Annotated in this window: 17 protein-coding genes; 13 read left to right on the forward strand and 4 right to left on the reverse strand. The window is 65.5% G+C overall.

What is annotated here, in order from left to right:
• The first annotated feature begins 91 nt into the window (after nt 1–91).
• From H0X00_RS10185 to H0X00_RS10195, 3 genes are all read left to right on the forward strand, one after another.
• Nucleotides 92–538 carry an SDR family oxidoreductase gene (locus tag H0X00_RS10185; RefSeq protein WP_293769692.1) on the forward strand — a complete coding sequence of 149 codons (447 nt, stop codon included), beginning with the start codon at nt 92–94 and terminating at the stop codon, nt 536–538.
• Between the two features lie 291 nt (nt 539–829).
• Nucleotides 830–1,693 carry a CbbQ/NirQ/NorQ/GpvN family protein gene (locus H0X00_RS10190; protein ID WP_293769658.1) on the forward strand — a complete coding sequence of 288 codons (864 nt, stop codon included), beginning with the start codon at nt 830–832 and terminating at the stop codon, nt 1,691–1,693.
• Nucleotides 1,694–1,893: 200 nt separating this feature from the next.
• Nucleotides 1,894–3,474, forward strand: a complete 1,581-nt coding sequence (locus H0X00_RS10195; protein WP_293769660.1) for a VWA domain-containing protein — start codon at nt 1,894–1,896, stop codon at nt 3,472–3,474.
• Here the strand turns inward: H0X00_RS10195 and H0X00_RS10200 are convergent.
• The 4 genes from H0X00_RS10200 to H0X00_RS10215 are packed head-to-tail and all read right to left on the reverse strand — an operon-like array spanning nt 3,447 to nt 6,210.
• A complete protein-coding gene (locus tag H0X00_RS10200) occupies nt 3,447–3,704 on the reverse strand; it encodes a hypothetical protein (protein ID WP_293769662.1) in 258 nt (85 codons plus the stop codon). The genes H0X00_RS10195 and H0X00_RS10200 overlap by 28 nt on opposite strands.
• A 15-nt stretch (nt 3,705–3,719) precedes the next feature.
• Entirely contained in the window at nt 3,720–4,421 is a 702-nt protein-coding gene (locus H0X00_RS10205) for an ABC transporter ATP-binding protein (protein WP_293769695.1), read from the reverse strand.
• Nucleotides 4,422–4,423: 2 nt separating this feature from the next.
• Complete coding sequence (locus tag H0X00_RS10210) at nt 4,424–5,257, reverse strand: ABC transporter ATP-binding protein (protein ID WP_293769664.1); 834 nt, start codon at nt 5,255–5,257, stop codon at nt 4,424–4,426.
• A complete protein-coding gene (locus H0X00_RS10215) occupies nt 5,254–6,210 on the reverse strand; it encodes a lipoyl synthase (protein ID WP_293769667.1) in 957 nt (318 codons plus the stop codon). Before H0X00_RS10215 ends, H0X00_RS10210 begins: the two co-directional genes overlap by 4 nt.
• Before the next feature lie 367 nt (nt 6,211–6,577).
• Here H0X00_RS10215 and H0X00_RS10220 point away from each other — a divergent pair, with 367 nt between their 5' ends.
• The 10 genes from H0X00_RS10220 to H0X00_RS23810 all read left to right on the forward strand — a co-directional run bounded on the left by H0X00_RS10220 (nt 6,578) and on the right by H0X00_RS23810 (nt 17,688).
• On the forward strand, nt 6,578–7,957 hold the full coding sequence (locus tag H0X00_RS10220; RefSeq protein WP_293769670.1) for an ABC transporter substrate-binding protein: 1,380 nt from the start codon (nt 6,578–6,580) through the stop codon (nt 7,955–7,957).
• A 252-nt stretch (nt 7,958–8,209) separates the two neighbouring features.
• On the forward strand, nt 8,210–9,265 hold the full coding sequence (locus tag H0X00_RS10225; RefSeq protein WP_293769672.1) for a spirocyclase AveC family protein: 1,056 nt from the start codon (nt 8,210–8,212) through the stop codon (nt 9,263–9,265).
• A 122-nt stretch (nt 9,266–9,387) separates the two neighbouring features.
• Nucleotides 9,388–10,821, forward strand: coding sequence for a hypothetical protein (locus H0X00_RS10230; RefSeq protein WP_293769674.1), 1,434 nt, complete (start codon nt 9,388–9,390; stop codon nt 10,819–10,821).
• Nucleotides 10,812–11,204 (forward strand): hypothetical protein, encoded by a 393-nt coding sequence (locus tag H0X00_RS10235; RefSeq protein ID WP_293769676.1) that lies wholly within the window; start codon nt 10,812–10,814, stop codon nt 11,202–11,204. Before H0X00_RS10230 ends, H0X00_RS10235 begins: the two co-directional genes overlap by 10 nt.
• On the forward strand, nt 11,201–11,761 hold the full coding sequence (locus tag H0X00_RS10240; RefSeq protein WP_293769679.1) for a hypothetical protein: 561 nt from the start codon (nt 11,201–11,203) through the stop codon (nt 11,759–11,761). The genes H0X00_RS10235 and H0X00_RS10240 overlap by 4 nt, the downstream gene beginning before the upstream one ends.
• Nucleotides 11,758–13,746 (forward strand): ABC transporter permease, encoded by a 1,989-nt coding sequence (locus tag H0X00_RS10245; protein WP_293769682.1) that lies wholly within the window; start codon nt 11,758–11,760, stop codon nt 13,744–13,746. The genes H0X00_RS10240 and H0X00_RS10245 overlap by 4 nt, the downstream gene beginning before the upstream one ends.
• Before the next feature lie 123 nt (nt 13,747–13,869).
• Entirely contained in the window at nt 13,870–14,814 is a 945-nt protein-coding gene (locus tag H0X00_RS10250; RefSeq protein ID WP_293769685.1) for a thiamine pyrophosphate-dependent dehydrogenase E1 component subunit alpha, read from the forward strand.
• Between the two features lie 11 nt (nt 14,815–14,825).
• Nucleotides 14,826–15,806, forward strand: coding sequence for an alpha-ketoacid dehydrogenase subunit beta (locus tag H0X00_RS10255; protein WP_367186541.1), 981 nt, complete (start codon nt 14,826–14,828; stop codon nt 15,804–15,806).
• 49 nt (nt 15,807–15,855) lie between these two features.
• Entirely contained in the window at nt 15,856–17,307 is a 1,452-nt protein-coding gene (locus H0X00_RS10260) for an aromatic ring-hydroxylating dioxygenase subunit alpha (RefSeq protein ID WP_293769690.1), read from the forward strand.
• 75 nt (nt 17,308–17,382) lie between these two features.
• A complete protein-coding gene (locus tag H0X00_RS23810) occupies nt 17,383–17,688 on the forward strand; it encodes a 2Fe-2S iron-sulfur cluster-binding protein (RefSeq protein WP_367186542.1) in 306 nt (101 codons plus the stop codon).
• Nucleotides 17,689–17,787: the final 99 nt, after the last annotated feature.

Raw genomic sequence — 17,787 nt, forward strand, 5'->3', positions numbered from 1 at the left:
CCTACCACCGACGCCGCCGCCAAGCCGCGCTCGGCCGATTGACCCCCATCGAATACGAACTCATCATGACCACACCGGGCCATCAGGCCGCCTGACCCAACCTGTCACCAGTCCGTGCAGCAGACCCCCCCGAGACAAAGTCGGAGGCGGATCCATCATCAACATCATCTCCGTGTCATCGACGTTTGGGTTTCCGGCTATCCCGAGCTACAGCAGCACAAAAGGCGCGATCAACGCACTCACCCGCCAAGTGGCATTCGACTACGGCAGCAAAGGCATCCGGTCAAACGCGATCCAGGTTGGGTTCGTCGCCAACGGCGACGTGAGCGCCATGCTCGCGGCACACCCCACCGTGGGGGAAGCCTTCCGGACCATGACGCTGACCAGGGCTGGCATCGCCGAAGACGTCAGCAACGCCGCGCTCTACCTCGCCTCGGACGAGTCAAAGTTCGTCACCGGTGTGGTGCTCCCCGTCGACGGGGGACTGGCCATCCAGAGCGTCATGCCGGACTTCAGCAGGATCTTCTCCGCATCGTGAGGCACAAGTTGGACGACTGCGAACCCGGCTCAGCCTCAGCAGACCGACGACGTAACTTCCCGAACCTGCCCCGCGGCCGCCACCAGCACCACACCCCGGCGTGCCTCGGCGCCTCAGCTCGGGAGCGTCTCCTGCGCGAGGTACGCCGCCGCGCGGCGCACGATCCCGTTCCCCCGCTCCGGAGAGCTGAGTAGCTTTTACTCATGGGCCGATCCATCGATGTTGATTCCCTGTCCTGGAGCGCGCCGGGACAGGCCGCGCGCTCAGGCCTCGAAGCACCCGTGGAGAGCCATGAAGACTGAGGCAGCCAAGTGGGCGAATGCGCACTTGAGTGGTAGCCCTTACTACGTTGCCAACGGGAGCGAGGAGACGATCTTCCTTGCGGCCGCCACCCAGGGGCTGCCGGTGATGCTCAAGGGCCCCACTGGGTGCGGAAAGACCCGTTTCGTCGAGGCGATGGCCCACCGGTTGGGTCGTCCGCTCGTCACGGTGGCCTGCCATGACGACCTCACCGCGGCGGACCTGGTCGGGCGCCACCTGCTCAAGGGCGGAGAGACCGTTTGGGTCGACGGGCCGCTGACGCGGGCGGTGAGAGAGGGCGCGATGTGCTACCTCGACGAGGTGGTCGAGGCTCGGCAGGACACGACTGTGGTCTTGCACCCGCTCGCGGACCACCGCCGTGAGTTGTACATCGAACGGCTCGGGCTGTCGCTGCGAGCGGCAGACGGATTCATGTTGGTGGTCTCGTACAATCCCGGCTATCAGAGTGTACTGAAGGATCTCAAAGACTCGACGCGCCAGCGCATGGTCGGCATCGACCTGAACTATCTGCCGGCTGCTGTCGAGGAGCAGGTCATCGTGCACGAGTCCGGGATCTCCCTCGGCATGGCACAGGCTCTGGTCGCGCTCGCCACCGCCATCCGCCGGCTGGATTCCGACACGGTTCGCGAAGTTGCGTCGACGCGAACATTGGTTTCGGCCGCCCGTCTGATCGCCGCGGGGGTTGCGCCGCGAGACGCCGCGGTGGCGGCGGTAGCTGTCCCGCTCTCTGACGAGGTGTCTACCGTCGAGGGGCTGAGCGAGCTCATTGACGTTTTTGTCCCCATGGAATCAGCCGCCCGATCGGGCCGAAGCGCCGAGCATCTGTCTGCGTGACGCGGGTGATCAGTGCACCTTTGCGATGTCGGATCTCCGCCACCGCGCCAGAGGAAAAGGATGACCGATTCGCGCGCCACGAGGTGGTCGCCAGCGCGCTAGCGGGTCGGTCGATTCGGGTCGCGGGCTGCGACGGTGCGGCGTACACCGACGGGCACACGATCTTCGTTTCGGGGAGCCGCGTTCGTACCCAGGTGATCGTGCACGGGCTTTTGATCGGCCACGGCAGTTTGGTCGCCGAGGCGCTGACCGGGCTCAAGGGCAGTCCCGCGCATGCCTCGCGGTACCTGCTCCTGGAAGCGAATCGGTTGTGCGCGCCGGGCGGAGTGTGGGCCCGGTTGAGGGACACAATCGGAGTTCCGCCGAACGTGCCGGTCTGTGACTCGACCCGACAAGCAGTTGATCTTGCCGTGGCCGGCGACCGGCTGCCGCCGACCCCAACCGAGTGGGGCGTGATCCGGCCGGGTCTGTTGCTGCGCGCGATCGAGGACGGACTCGTCCTCGACGCGGGCGGATCCGCGGCCCGCCGAACGTCCGTGGAAGAGGGCGAGGTCCTGGATCCTGGGGATGGCAGCGAGAACCTCGACGCGATTTTGCGCGCGCTCTCACTCGGACCGCTCACCGGCCTGGGGCTGGGCCGGATGCTGCGGAAGCGTCTCGGCCTGCGTCGCCGCGCCACCAAGTCCCCTTCGGGCGGCATGTCCGCTGGTGAACAGATCGTCGGGGGATGGTCCGGCCAGATCGCACGAAGAGTTGGCGGCAGCGGCCTCGAAGTCAGTTTGCGGGGCCGTGGAGGAGCGGCAGTTGCGCCGGAATCGGGCCGGTTCCGCTACGCCGAATGGGACCGCGTATCCGGGTCGTACCGTCCACGGTGGTGCACGGTGGCCGAGGTGCCGAGCGAGAGCCTGAATCGGCCCCTGGACGAACCCACGATGAGTGGTCGGGACTTGGTCATGCGCCGCCGGCTCGCCAAGGCCGGACTGAAGTCACAGACCTTGCTGCGCCAGGCGATCGGCGACGACCTCGATCTTGATGCCGTCATCCGGAATCAGATCGATGCCGCCTCCGGCGCGAGCCCCGACGAGAAGGTGTACGCGGCAACGCGGCCGCGTCAGCGAGATCTGTCCTGCCTCGTCCTCCTGGACATCTCAGGTTCGGGACGAGACCCGAGCCCGGCGGGTGGATCCGTGTTCGACCGCCAGCGCGAGGGTGCGCTCTGCGTGCTCGACAGCTTGAACGCGATCGGAGCGCGGACAGCCGCGTATGCCTTTCGATCCGCCGGCCGGCACTCCGTGCAGGTGTCGACGATCAAGGGGTTCAACGAGGCTTGGAGTAACTCGGTGCCGCAGCGGGTGCACCAGCTCCAGCCCGGCGGGTACACTCGTTTAGGCGCCGCCATCCGTCACGCCGCCCGCCTGCTCGCGGCGGAGACGGCGACGGCGCGAAAGCTCCTTGTCGTTGTCTCAGACGGTTTCCCCTACGACACCGGGTACGAGGGCGAATACGCGGCGGCGGACTCCCGACGGGCACTCGCCGAGGCGCGCCACCAGTCCATCGGTTGTGTGTGCATAGCGCTGGCTTCGCCGGCACCGGACAGCTCACTGGTCAACGTCTTCGGGTCCGCGGCCTACGCCCGCGTCCCGGACCTCTCCACTTTGCGGGCCGTGGTGCCGAGGCTTTTTCTCCACGGCCTACGCACCAGCGACCCGCGCCTGCGCGTTTCCCAGCGCAGAGACGCCGCCCTGCGCGTGGGTCAGGCGGCGAGGGGCGGGCCCTGGTAGGTGGCGATGATCAGGGAAAGTGCCCACCGCATCCGTCGGCTGGCAGTCTCGGGGTCGTCGCCGTAACAGCTGGCCAGCTCTGCGGCGCAGATTTCCAACTGTCCGCCGTGGGCGCGTAGGCCCCTGCGTAGCGCGGTGCTCACTGCCTGCGGCTCCGCCGCTTGGGAAGGCTGAAGGTCGCTGCAGAACAGCACCTTTGCCAACTCGGTGACCGACAGGTCGGGGCTCATCGGGTTCCTCGTCGGTCAGTAGTCGAAGTCGCCGCCGACGTAGCTGGCGAAGACGTCGGCGCCGTCCAGCTCGGGGGGTTCGCCGGCGAACGCGATCTCCCCGCGGTTGAGCAGGTAGACGTAGTCGGCGGCCTCGAGTGCGCGGGTGACGTACTGCTCGACGAGGAGCAGACTCGTACCCTGACGACGCAGCAGCGTAAGGAACTCGAAGATCTCGTCCACGACTTTGGGCGCCAGGCCCATGCTCACCTCGTCCAGCAGGACGACGGTGGGGTGCTGGACGTAGGTGCGCGCGAGCGCGAGCATCTGCTGTTCGCCGCCACTCATGGTTCCGGCGATCTGGGCGAGACGTTCACCCAGGCGAGGGAATGCCGCCACAGCCCGGTCCAGGGCTTCCTTCTCCTCGCCCTTCGCTGACTGAAGGATGAGGTTGTCGCGCACGGTGAGGGATGGGAAGACGCCGCGGCCCTCGGGGACATGGCAGACCCCCTTGGCCACGAGCTGGTGCGGAGACAGTCGTGTGACGTCCTCGCCGTTCATCGTCATGGCTCCAGATGTCGGCTTGAGCTGCCCGGAAGCGACCCGGAGCAACGTTGTCTTGCCTGCACCGTTGGGACCGAGCAGCGCCACGACAGATCCGCTGGGAACGGATAGTTCGACTCCACGCAGCACAGTGGTTCCGCCGTACCCGGCGACGACGTTCTCCAGTCTGAACACGGTCATGCACCTGCCTTCGCATGGGGGGCGCCTGGGACTGCAACGTCGACGGCCTCGCTCCCGAGGTAGGCCGCACGGACGATCTCAGACGCGCCTACCTCGGTTGGGGTGCCTTGGAAGATCGGTTCACCGAAGTCCAGGACGTGGATGTAGTCGCAGACGCTCATGACCAGACTCATGTCGTGCTCGACGATGAGGATGCCGACTCCCGGGCGATCTGTGGCGCCCTCGACCAGAGAGCGCAGGATCTGCCCGAAGGCGGTGGTCTCCCGCTTGTCCAAGCCGGAGGACGGCTCGTCGAGGAGCATCAATCGGAACCCGCCGGCGATGCAACGGGCGAGCTCGACCAGGCGTCGCTGTCCGGTCGAGAGGTCTGCCGGACGGCGCGTCGCGAGGCGCGTGATGTCGCAGAGTTCCAACGCTGCCGTTACTGCGTTCGCGACGTCGGCGGAGTCAGATCGCGACGCACGAAGGTGCCGCCACGGCTTGCTTCCCGCCATCCCGCCTTCGCGGCCAAGCGCTACGTTCTCGCGCACACTGAGGGAGTCGAACAGTTCCATCCGCTGGAAGGTGCGGCCCATGCCGTGCTGCGCCCGGCGCTGCGGGCTCATGTGCGTGACCTCCTGCCCGAACAGGTGCACCGAGCCGCTGGTCGGTCGCAGCAGACCTGAGCACGCGTTGAAGGTGGTCGTCTTGCCCGCGCCGTTGGGCCCGATCAACCCGGTGATCTCCCCGGTCGGTGCCGTCAGCGAGATCTTGTTCACCGCGGTGTGTCCGCCGTAGCGCACCACGACGTCCGTGATCGTGAGTCCCGATGTGTCGACAGCGGTCGTCATCTTTGCTCCAGGGTGCTGATCGCTTGTTGGTACAACCGGCCGGCCCGGTAGCTCGACCGTACGAGTGGACCCGCGAGGACGCCGAGGAACCCGATCTCAAGGGCCTTCGTCTGTAGGTCCTCGAACTCGTCGGGGTGAACCCATCGATCTACCGGGTGATGTCGGCTGGAAGGCCGCAGGTACTGGGTCAGGGTCAGCAGTTGGCAGCCCGCGCCGTGCAGGTCCTGCAGAGTGGCGATGACCTCTCTGGGCGTCTCGCCCATTCCGAGGATCAAGTTGCTCTTGGTGATCAGATCCGCGTCGCGCGCGGCGGTGAGGACGGCCAGCGACCGGGTGTAACTGAAGGCGGGTCGGACCCGACGGAACACCCTCGGTACCGACTCCAGGTTGTGTGCGAGGACCTCCGGTCGGGAGCCGAACACCGCTGTCAACTGACCCGCGTGGCCACGGAAATCCGGGATGAGAAGCTCCACCCCGCAACCCGATGTGCCCGCTGGGCCTGGCAGCGCATGAATCGCGCGGGTGGTCTCCGCATAGAGCCACGCGCCACCGTCGGGCAGGTCGTCACGGGCCACGCCGGTGACGGTGGCGTAGCGCAGATCCATCGCGGCGACCGATTCCGCGACGCGGCGAGGCTCATCGCGGTCGAGACTCGCCGGCTTGCCAGTGTCGATCAAGCAGAAGTCGCACCGCCGCGTACAAACGCCTCCGCCGATCAGGAAGGTCGCTTCGCGGTCCTCCCAACACTCGAAGATGTTGGGACAGGCGGCTTCCTCGCAAACCGTCCGTAGGCCCTGGGTCTGCACCAGATCGATCAGCTCTGAGAACTGGGGACCGGCGTTGTACCGGTTCCGCACCCAGGGGGGCTTTCGCTCGATCGCCGTCGCCGCGTTGCGGGCCTCGAGGCGAAGGAGTGGCCGCGCCCCGGGGTCGACTGCCTTGCGCGTAGTCATGGTCTCGTCAGGTTCGCGTCCGCGCTTCCATCACGACTGAGTAGCCCGTACTCAAGCGCGGCCGCCCGGATGCCGGTCCACTCGGAACCGATCGCGGCTGCACTGGCCCGCGGACGTTGAGTACCTCGTACTCAGGCTCGATGGCAGGAGCTCGGGTTCTATCGCCGAAACCAGGCTGCAGATAGCTGGGTCGGCGAAATTCAACCGCTGCTGTGGAGAGGTATCCCTTGTGAAAGGCGCCAGGTACGTGTCGAGGGGACGAGCCCGAGGTCGAGATCGACGCCTGCAAGCCGCTTCGCTGGCTGGCTTCTGCGCGGTGTCGCTCTTCGTAACCGCATGTGGCTCGCGAGTATCGGACGAACGGATCGTGGCTACCGAAGGGTCCGGACCCGTATCGACGTCCGGCCTTCCAGCGGCCGCCGGGTCCGTCGGCGTAGTCGGAGAAACCGCAGGTGCACCTGCAGCTGCCCAGCCCGGCGCCCCGGCAGGATCGCAGACCGCGACCGCACCGGGCACCGCAGCAGGGTCGGGAGTAACTCCTGGAACGGCCGGCCCGTCGGCCTCCGGTCCGAAGGGTGCAGCCGGATCGGCAGGCGCCGTTGCCGCGGATGCTCCCTGCACCAGCCAGGGCGCCCCGCTCGTCATCGGGCAGAACGGCGTGTGGAGTGGTCTGCTCGGAGCGAACTTCATTGGAGCTAAGACCGCGATGTCGATCTGGGCGAAGCATGTCAACGCCAAGGGCGGCTTGGCGTGTCACCCGGTCCAGCTGTATCAGACCGACGACGGATCCGACCCGGCCCGAGGGTCGGCCAATGTGACGGACTTGATCCTGAGCAAGAAGGTCCAGGCGCTGGTCGGCCTGTACGCCCCGATCAACATGGCGGCCCAGGCGTCGGTCTTTCACAAGTACAACATTCCGGTCGTGGGCGGCGACATTACCGACTTCTCGTGGAGCACCGATCCCCTGCTCTTCGCCCAGGGAACGTCCCCCCTGCACGCCTACGCGTCATCCCTCAAAGAGGCGCGGCTTGCGACTGGTTACACCAAGTTCGGGATCCTGTCGTGCGTCGAGGCAACTACCTGCACGAAGATCAGGAACTCGATGACGACCAAGGGCGGCATGGCCGATCTCGCGGGCGTCGAGGTTGCGTACAACCAGACCATCTCGCTGACGCAGACCGACTTCACAGCTGAGTGTCAGAACGCCAAGAAGGCTGGCGCCCAGGTGATGTACCTGGTGATGGACGCTGCGTCGCTGCAGCGGCTGTTCCGGTCCTGTGACGCGATCGGCTACAAGTTCCCGTGGTCTGGGCCTTCGTTGACCCTGACGCCCGACCTGCAGAACGACCCGATTCTCCGTGGCTCGACCGACTACGTCGGGTACTTCGGCTCTTCCTCGGCCCCCTGGATGTCGAATGACACGGCCGCCACGAAGGAGTTCCAGGAGGCGTACAAGACATATGCGCCGGGGACTCCGCCCAGTCCTGCCTCGATGACGGGCTGGGCCTCGGGGAAGATGCTCGAGGCTGTAGTCGCCAACATTCCGAACGCCCGTAATGGACCGATTACCACGGCCCAAATTTTCAAGGGCCTGTACGCGTTGAAGAACGAGACTCTCGGGGGCCTGGTACCCGGAATGACCTTCAACGAGGGAAAGCCGTCACCCATCGTGAGCTGCTACTACGCAGAGCTCTTCTCCCGTGGTGTCTTCTCGGACCCCTTTGGCAGCAAGAAGCGATGCCTGTGAGGGGAGGCCGAGTCGCTCGAGTCGTCGCCCCATCGCGGCTGAGCGACAGCTGACTGATCGATACCCAGACGAGGACCTCCCGGGTCGCCGCTCCCGCCGGCCCGGGAGGTCCTCGACATTTCCGCGCCACCTACGTGGGTTCACGCCCGATCTGGGGCGGTTGGCCCGCTTGAGTATCGGTTACTCATGCCCCATTTCGTGAGCCCCGTCACGGTCTAACTGCTGGATCCCGAGTGACAGGAGGGCCACCGCGTGGCGACAACCCAACTCACCGACCAGGGGCGCACAAGTGTCCTCACGTCCCCGAACGTGAGGTCGAAGCGTCTGCGGTGGGCCGTCGCCGGAGTCGGCATCGCCGTCTTCGTGTGGCTCATGACCTTCACCTCCACCGGCGGGTCGGACCCGCGCATCCACAACCCCGAGCAGCCGTCGCCGCTGCCCGGAAATGGCATGTGGGGGTTATCGGGCCAGTTCTGGATCTACGCGCTGCACACCGCAACCGTGATCATGTGCCTGGGCATGGTGTTCTTCTTTCTGCGCAATCGGCGGCGGACCGGAGTTACGCACCCGGCGTTCGCGCTTTTCATCGGGTTGTCAACGATCATTGCCTACGACCCGATCTTCAACTGGGCAATGTATGCCGTCTATAACCCGGAGCTGCGGCATTACCCGGTGACGTGGGAATGGGCGAAAATTTCGCCCTCGGTCGAGCCACTCTGGCCGCTCGGTGCCTATCCGTTCTTCTTCTTGACTCCGGGGCTGATCACCTTCGCTCTGTTCAAGCGCTATGTGGAGCCGCGGGCGAAGGCGGGGTCGTTCGTGGACCGGCGCCCGATGTGGTCGCTGTTCCTGTTCTCTCTCGTCGGCTGCACTGTTATGGAGGTGATCGGCGAGACGTTGCTGCTCCAGATGGAGATCTGGACCTACTACCAGTACTGGGGTCCGGCCTTCCATGTCGGCGATAGCTGGTTGCCGCTCACCGAGATTGTGCTAGCGAGCCTGACGATGTCCTTGTTGAGCGTGATGCTGCATCGGGACGACCACGGGCGGTCGGTTGCCACTCGGCTTTCGGCGAGCGTGCGGCCGCTGCGGGCGATGCGCTTCGGCGAGAAGGCCACGGCTGTGCTGATCCTCCAGGCCGTCTTTATCGCGTACATCGGCTTCTACGCCGTCGTTCGGCTAGCTGGCCTGGACACGAACATCTCGGGCGACTACCCGTACCGAACCATCAAGACCTACGACCCGGATGGCTACGTCCAGGAGGCGGGCATCCCAGGGCCGTACTACAAGGGCGTCTGGGTGCCTTAGCAGCATTTGCCGGTTGAGTACGTAGTACTCACGCTGCTCCCCACCGAGCGCGCGTTGACTGGAAATCAGGGTGGACATTCTTCCCGGCCCGACGTCGGTCAGGCACTACTTCAGGAGGTCACGTGTCGGCAATGAAGCCGGGCCGCCGCTCGACAGCGCAGGTGTACGGAAGAGGGGCGCTGGTCGGCATCGTGGCCCTGGGCCTGTCGGGTCTCTGGGTGGGCCTCAGCGCCTCCGCGCGTGCGGATGACGCAACCTTCGATGCGATTGCGAGCTCTAACGGATCGCAGACCACGCTGTTCAATCAGTCGATTCCCGTGGGGTTGACCCTCGAAGGCAGCGGGCCACTAACCCGGGCGCAGCTGAACACCCTCGGGGACTCCGATGCGTTGGCGGCGTTCCCGTATCCCGGCGACGTGGCGGCGGGACTCCCTGGTATCGCCGGCGCGCTCGTCGGAGTCAACACCCCCGCCTATCCCTTGGTAGCGGCAACCGCCTACGGCGACGCCCCCAAGGACGTGAACTACCCCGGGGTTGCCCTCCACGCCGAGAGCTCCGCGCAACAAGCTGCCGCGAAGGCGCTTGCCGGCACCGACCACAGCGGCTACGTCTCTGTCGCCCGTGTGGGCGTGCAAAGGGAGGGCGGCGTGCTGGCCGTCGGGGAGACGACGCTCAACGGCTTCACCCTTGGGGACAAGTTCTCGGTCGCTGTCGTCCACTCCAGAGCCGAGGTGCTGGCCGATGGTGCGACCGGTGCCCTCACCCGGAGCTCAAAGCTCGCGCTCGGGAGCATCAATGTTCCCGGGCTGCGGCTGGAAATCCCGTGCACCACTCCCAGCTACATCCCGCTGCCGAATCCTGTTCCCGGTGCTCCGCAGGCACCGCCGGTGGAGCTGGAGCCGACGGAGATCCCGGCACCCTTTGGGTGTTCCACGATGGATGCGCCGGAACTTGGATTCGAGGACGGCGTCTTCACCGTCACCCTGCCCTACGCCGGAGGGCCGGCGACATTCCCGCTGCCGACCGACTCCGTGCTTTCCGCGCTGAAGGCGTCGGGAATCGAGGTCGCCTACCAGCCGGCGCAGGAATCAACGACCGGCATCGTCGGCGCTGGACTCACGTTCTCGTACGTGATTGCTGAACCGCCTGCGAACCCCTACTACTCCGGGCCCACCAAGGTGACTTCGCTCGTTGGTCAGGCCATCGCATCGGTGAACCTGCGACCCGTGGGTGCAAGCCAGTTCGCGCCCGGGAGCGGTGCGATTGCACCCGGCGAGGCCGGACTAGGCCTCGACGGCGCCAGTGTTCCGGGTATCGGGGCTCCTGGATCCCTCGGGACCGGAACCGGGCTCGATGCGGCCGGCTTGGATACGCGTCTTCTGCTGCCGGACAACGCGGGTGCCTCGGCGGGCACCTCGTTCACCAGAACCACCGAATCTGCCAATGTCAACGCCCCGGTCGGCAGTGTCTACCTGGCGCTGATTGCTGCGGCGCTGGCCGCCTTCGTGGGAGCGACAGTCATCCGGATCTTGGGAGTGAGATACCTGTGGAGCTGACCCGTCTGATCCGCGCCCAATGGGACCGCGCAGGGGCGATTGCCGCCGCGCTGGTCGGGGCGCTGAGCCTGATCCTGGGTTACCTCGGTGTCAGCGGCACCGAGCATGTGGCTAAGCAGCTGCCGTACATCATCTCGGGTGGTCTCACGGGGATCTTCCTGCTCGGAGTGGCCGGCGTCCTGTGGATCTCGGCGGACCTTCGGGACGAGTGGCGCGAGTTGCGGGGGGCCCGGACGGTGCTCGCTCAGCAGAAGGCTCTGCTTGCGGACCTCGTTGCCGGTGGAGGCGTCGGTAACCCGGTCTCAGCGCCTGACCGGATGGTCGACCCGCTCCGCCCCGACATGGTTCGCACCGCAGCGGCACGTCACGAGCAACTGGCATGAGTCCGGTCACGCTGCCCAGCTCGGACCAGATAGCCGCGCCTGAGGTCGCGGATCGCCTCCGCGGCGGCGAGCCTCCCAGGTGGTCGGATGCTCAGGGGCTCCCGCTGCCCGAAGCTGATTCCCCGTGGCGCCGTCGGGACATACTCCGGGCGGGCTGGATCGTAGGTGTCGGCGTCGTCGCGCTGACAATCTGCTGGTACGGCGCCAGTGGTGAGCCCGCGTGGCACGACGCGCTGCCGTGGCTCGTTGGCGCCATCCTCGCGTCGGTGTTCGCCGCGATCGGGCTGGTGAGTTGGCTGCTCGCCGGCTTCAGCGCTGTGCGGGCGCAAGAGCGAGCCATGCTCTCTGAGATCGCGACCGTCCTCACCCCTGCCTTGGCCGCCATGCTCGGGCAGGAGACCGACGCGGTCCTGACAACCGGACTGGTCACGGTTGCTGGGTCCACCAAGTTCCACCACGGAGAGTGTCAGCTGGTCCGCGGAAAGCCCGTCACGGCCCTGGTCGCGGAGGCGATCTCGGGTCGGGGACTCTCGGCGTGCGGGGTGTGCCACGAATGAACGAGTACATCCCGTACGTCATCTTCGGACTCGCGACGGGTTCGGTCTACGGCCTCTCCGCCATGGGGCTGGTCCTCACCTACAAGACCTCCGGCCTCTTCAATCTCGCCCACGGCGCCGTGTGCGCCGCTTCGGCGTACGCGTTCTACGACCTGCGGCAGGAACACGGCGTGCCGTGGCCCATCGCGGCTGTACTCGCAGTGGGCGTGTTCGGTGTCGTCCTGGGGCTGGTACTCGAGCGCATCTCCGCACTCCTGGCGCCCGTGACGACCACGTTCAAGATCGTTGCGACCATCGGAATGTTCGTCGCCATCAACTACACCGTTCAGCTGATCTATGGACCGAAGGCGCTGTTCTTCGATCCGTTCCTACCGACGGATGAGGTGTTCAGCGTTCAGGGAGTCTCGGTCGATGCCGACAACCTGATCTTCCTCGGGCTGGGGACCGCCGCCGCCGTTGGGCTGTACGTCTTCTTCCGGGTGTCGCGCCTAGGTGTGGCTATGCGTGGTGTCGTTGACAATCCGGGACTACTCGATCTGAACGGCACCGATCCGACCAGGGTCCGACGCACCGCGTGGATGATCGGTTCGATCTTCGCGGCGGCCTCCGGCGTGCTGTTCGCGTCGGTGCAGCGACAACTGGACGTCAACATTCTGAGCCTGTTGGTGGTGCAGGCATTTGGGGCGGCCGCCATCGGCCTGTTCCGCAGCCTACCGATGGCATTCGTGGGCGGTCTCATCGTTGGGGTCGTTCAGAAGCTGATCAGCAAGGAAGCCGGGACGCACGACTATCTGCAGGGCCTGGACACCAACGCACCCTTCATCATCCTGTTCATCGTGCTGCTTGTGGCCAAGCGCAACACCTTGGTCGACGTAGGCGCGAGCATCAAGGCGAAGGCGACACCAGCGAGTGTGTTCACCCCGCGCACTCGCGCTGGCGGTTACCTCGTGGGTTTGGTCGTCCTGCTTGCCGTTCCCCAGTTCGTCGGCAGCAAGTTGGCCTTCTACAACACCGCGATGAGTCAGGTCGTGCTCTTCCTTTCCCTTTCCCTCCTGGTCCGGACCAGCGGACAGATCTCGCTGTGTCACGTGGGCTTCGCGGCTATCGGGGCCTCGGGCTTCGGGCACATGCTCGGCCACGGCGTTCCCTGGGGAATCGCGGTGCTAGTCGGTGGCCTCATCGCTGTGCCGATCGGGGCGCTGATCGCGATCCCCGCAATTCGGCTCTCCGGCCTCTACCTGGGGCTGGCCACGCTGGGTTTCGGGATCCTGCTCGCACAGTACGCCTACGGCAAGGAGTACATGTTCGGCGCCGGCTTCCTCGCCACGCGCCGGCCTGATGGATTCTCCAGCGACACCAAGTTCTACTACCTGTTGCTGGGCATTGCCTTCGCCGCCCTCGCCCTGGTCGTCGTCATCGAACGCTCGCGCTTGGGTCGGCTCCTGCGAGGTCTGGCCGACTCCCCGCTGGCGCTAACTACGGTTGGCGCGAACGTCAACATCACCCGCACGATCGTGTTCTGCATTTCCGCGTTCCTCGCTGGGATCAGCGGAGCGACCTACGCCAGCCTCTTCGGTGCGGTCAACCAGGACAGCTTCAACTACGTCAGCTCACTCATCGTGCTGGCCATCCTCGCCATCTCGGGTCGTCGCACGGTCACCACAGCCTTCGTCTGCGCGTTCCTCTACCAGGTCCTCCCCGGGTACCTCAATGACGAGGACGTGCAACGACTGACCTACGTGCTGTTCGGCCTGACGGCCATCGCTGTTTCGATCCTTTCGCAGCGGCAGATCGCCGATGCGGCTGGTCGGTGGGCGAGCAACGCGGAGGCGCGACTCGTGGGGCCGCTCACGACCCGCCTGGGGCGACTTCCCGTCTCGGCCGGAGCGAACTCGGGTCATCGACGGCGTGGTGGACGCGCTGGCGATGAGGATGGTCTCGGCCTTCGGAGTGAGCAGCCTGAGCTTCAGGACACGTACTCATGAGAGGCCGCACCTGGGTACTAGCTACTCATGGCGCCAACCGGCCTCCGCGGCAGCCTGACATCACCAATCCGATGCGCTCACTAGAGGAGGTGCTCGATGCCTGACCGTCCAACACTGCGCCGCATGTACGAGCTGATGACCACGATCAAGCAGTGTGACGAGCGGTTTCGGAGCATGATTGCCGCGGGCGAGATCGGATTCCTGCACTTCCCTGTCCGAGGGCAGGAGGTTGTGGCCGCGGCCCTTGGCGTGACGCTCCGGCACGACGACTACCTGGTGACGAACTACCGTGGCATGCACGACTCGATCGCCAAGGGGGTGTCGTTGGGTGAGCTCTGGGCCGAGTACCTCGGGAAGGCGACCGGGACGTGTAAGGGCAAGGGTGGCCCGATGCACATCACGGACCGCAAGTCCGGGGTCATGGTCACGACGGGCGTGGTCGGTAGCGGGACTGTGATTGCGAATGGACTCGCGTACGCATCACAGCTTCGGCAGGACGGCCGGGTGACCGCGGTGACCTTCGGCGACGGGGCGACAAGTATCGGTGCCTTCCACGAGGCGCTGAACCTGGCGAAGACCTGGAACCTGCCGGTTGTGTTCCTGTGTCAGAACAACCTGTACGCAGAGAAGACCGCGTACTCCAAGTTCCAGACGACACCGACCATCGGCGAGCGGGCGAGTGCTTACGGCCTTCCTGGTGTGACGGTGGACGGCAACGATGCACTCGCGATTCATGACGCGCTCCAAACCGCGGTTGAACACGCACGGAGTGGTCGCGGCCCCTACTTGGTTGAGGCCATGACGTATCGGTTCTTCGGGCACTACTTCGGTGACCCGATGACATACCAGTCGGCCACCGAGCGAGAAGCAGCCATTGCCGCGGATCCGGTGCCTCGCTATCGCCAGTGGCTGATCCAACTCGGGCACGCGACTGAGGGCGAACTGGTCGCGATGGACGATGCCGCGAAGCTCCTGATCGACGACGCGGTGGAGTTCGCGCTGAACAGCCCGGACCCGGATCTGGCGGAGCTCGACCTCGATGTTTACGCAGCGGAGGTGGCGGCGTGACCACGCGACCGATGACCTTCGTTCAGGCGTCCGCGGCCGCGCTGGAGGAAGCCCTGGCGATCGACCCCACCGTCGTCATGTTCGGTGAGGACATGGCCGATGACACCGGCGGTGGTGTCTTCGGGGTTTCGGCCGGGTTGTCCACCAAGTACGGCGATCGCGTGCGCTCTACCCCGATCAGCGAGCAGGCGATCATGGGGGCCGCCGTCGGCGCCGCCGTTGCTGGGCTACGGCCGGTCGTAGAGATCATGCTCATGAACTTCATGGGCATCGCCATGGACCAGTTCGTGAACCACGCGTCCAAGCTCCGGTTCATGTCCGGCGGTCAGACCCCCGTTCCGCTGACGGTCCGGACCGCGACGGGCGCCGGCTTCCAGCAGGCGGCCCAGCACTCCGACATGCTCGAGGCATGGTTCGGCCACGTCGCCGGCTGCAAGGTCGTCACTGCGTCCAACCCCGCCGACGCCAAGGGCCTGCTGCTCTCCTGCATTTTCGACGACGATCCCTGCATCTTTATCGAGAACACCCTGCTCTACTTCGGCCCCGGTGCCGTGCCCGGTGAGGCGCCGCCACCCGGCCATCGCGTACCGCTCGGCAAGGCGAATGTGGTGCGGGAAGGGTCCGACGTCACGGTCGTGAGCTATGGCCGGCAGGTGATCGACGCGATCACCGTGGTCGACCGGCTGGCGGAGGAGGGGCTGAGCGTCGAGCTGATCGACCTGCGGACGATCATGCCCTTCGATGAGCGAACCGTGCTCGAATCTGTCGCCAAGACGAAGCGGGCCGTGGTGGTTCACGAGGCCGTCAAACGCTGTGGCGTCGGGGCTGAGGTGTCGTCCCGCATCCACGAAGAGCTCTTCGGCGAACTCGCCAAGCCGGTCCTTCGTGTCGGCGCGCGCACGTCCCCCGTGCCCTACTCGGCGGTGCTGGAACAGGCCTACCTCCCGCAGGCACCGCAGATCGAGGCGGCAATCCGCGCGGTCACGGCCTGATCGACCCCGTAATCCAGCTGCAGGATTCGACGGCAAAGGAACTTCAGTCATGACGATGGTGGCTCAGCCCGACACCGATCCGACTCTCGGCAATGCCCGGCACGCCAGTGAGATCCAGCTGACAGACGAGCAGCGCAGGATCACCACTGACCGGTATACCAAGCCGGAGGTGCTCCGCGCCGAGATTGAGAAGGTCTGGCTGAATGTCTGGCAGATGGCGTGTCGGGAAGATGACGTCGCGAACCCCGGCGACTTCTTCGAGTACGCGATCGGCCCCAAGTCGTTCCTGATCGTGCGCGGTGAGGACGGCGTGGTTCGGGGCTTCCACAATGTGTGCCGGCACCGGGGCAACGTCCTCAAGGAGGGGGCGGGGAACTGTGCGGGCAAGATCGTGTGCGGCTTCCATTTCTGGGCGTACGGACTCGACGGCGAGCTCACCAACGTGCCCGACGCAGAAGTCTTCGGCGACGTTGATCGGGCGAAGCTGTCTTTGACCAAGATCGCGGTCGATGTGTGGGGCGGGTGGGTGTTCATCCATCCGAACGCGGAGAAGGCCGAGCCCCTGCTCGAGTTCCTCTCCCCCCTGCCCGAGCGAATCACCGGCTACCACTTGGACAAGCTGGTTCCCGTCGGCCTCAACGTGCGCACGCCTTCCTCGTGCAACTGGAAGGTGGCGGTCGAGGCGTTCTTAGAGCTCTACCACCTGCCGGCTGTGCATCCGCAGGTCATTTCGATGGTCGACGACCGCAATCCGCTGTTCGAGGAGTTCGACACGCACAACCTGATGATCATCCCGATGGCGACGCCAAGTCCGAAGCTGGGAGAGTCTTTTCCAGTCGAGGAAACGCTACGAAACTACTTCGGTGTCCCCGACGGAGCGCTCGACCGGCCGGATGACGAGCGGAATCTCGACCGGGCCGCGGTCGTGGACAAGTCCGACAAACGCTCCAAGGGCGGCGTGGCAAACGGCGATTACTTCATGCCCTCGGATCTGTCCAACCCCATCGCGATCTTCGATCAGTTCCGAGACGCCGATGGAAATCTCGACATCACCAACGCCGAGCTCAAGATCGTTCTCGCACGCTTCTTCCGCGGTGTGGCGGAGGCGAAAGGGGTAGACTTCTCCAGTCTGACTGATCGCCAGATGGTGGATGACTGGCACTACTTCATCTTCCCGAACGTCGTCATCAATGTGACGGCCGCCAGCTTCCTGATGTACCGCTTCACCCCGGACTGGTCGGACCCCAACAAGTGCATTGTCGAACTGGTTTCCTACGAGTGGGTCTTGGATCCCGAGCAGGCGAGCGCAGTCCGTGCTCCGGTCCGCGCTTTCGGCGAGCTGGAAGAAAGCCTGGGACTCCTGATGGACCAGGACTTCTACCAGATGCCTCGCGTGCACAAGGGCATGCAGTCCGGCTCCATCGATGAGCTGATCCTGGGCAACCAGGAGGTTCGGATCGCGCACTTCCACTCCGTGCTGAACCGATACCTCACCGCCTGAGAGGCGTGCATCATCGAGGATGACTCTGCCGTCTCTCCGGACACGGTGGGCGTCGCCTGTGAGCATGCAGTCACGGTGTTGCCTTCGGGCATCGTGCTCCGCGTCGGGAGGTCCGAGTCCCTGTTGGAGGCCGCGCACCGCCAAGGTGTGAAGTGGCCGACCGTTTGTGGTGGGGTCGGGATGTGTACGCGCTGCGTGGTGACGGTCGAACCGGGGGATAGCGCCGCGTTCTCACCAATGGCTTCCGCGGAGCTCGAAGGCTTGCGGCGGGTGCGGTGGTTGCGTGGCGATGTCCCGGGCGAACGGCTCGCGTGCCAGGTTCGCGTCCTCGACCATGTCAGTGTGACCAAGCGGGAACGGGTCTGCTGCACGGACTGGTGACAGGTTGGGTCAGGCGGCCTGATGGCCCGGTGTGGTCATGATGAGTTCGTATTCGATGGGGGTCAATCGGCCGAGCGCGGCTTGGCGGCGGCGTCGGTG

The organism is Sporichthya sp., from assembly GCF_013815995.1.
Taxonomy (GTDB): domain Bacteria; phylum Actinomycetota; class Actinomycetes; order Sporichthyales; family Sporichthyaceae; genus Sporichthya.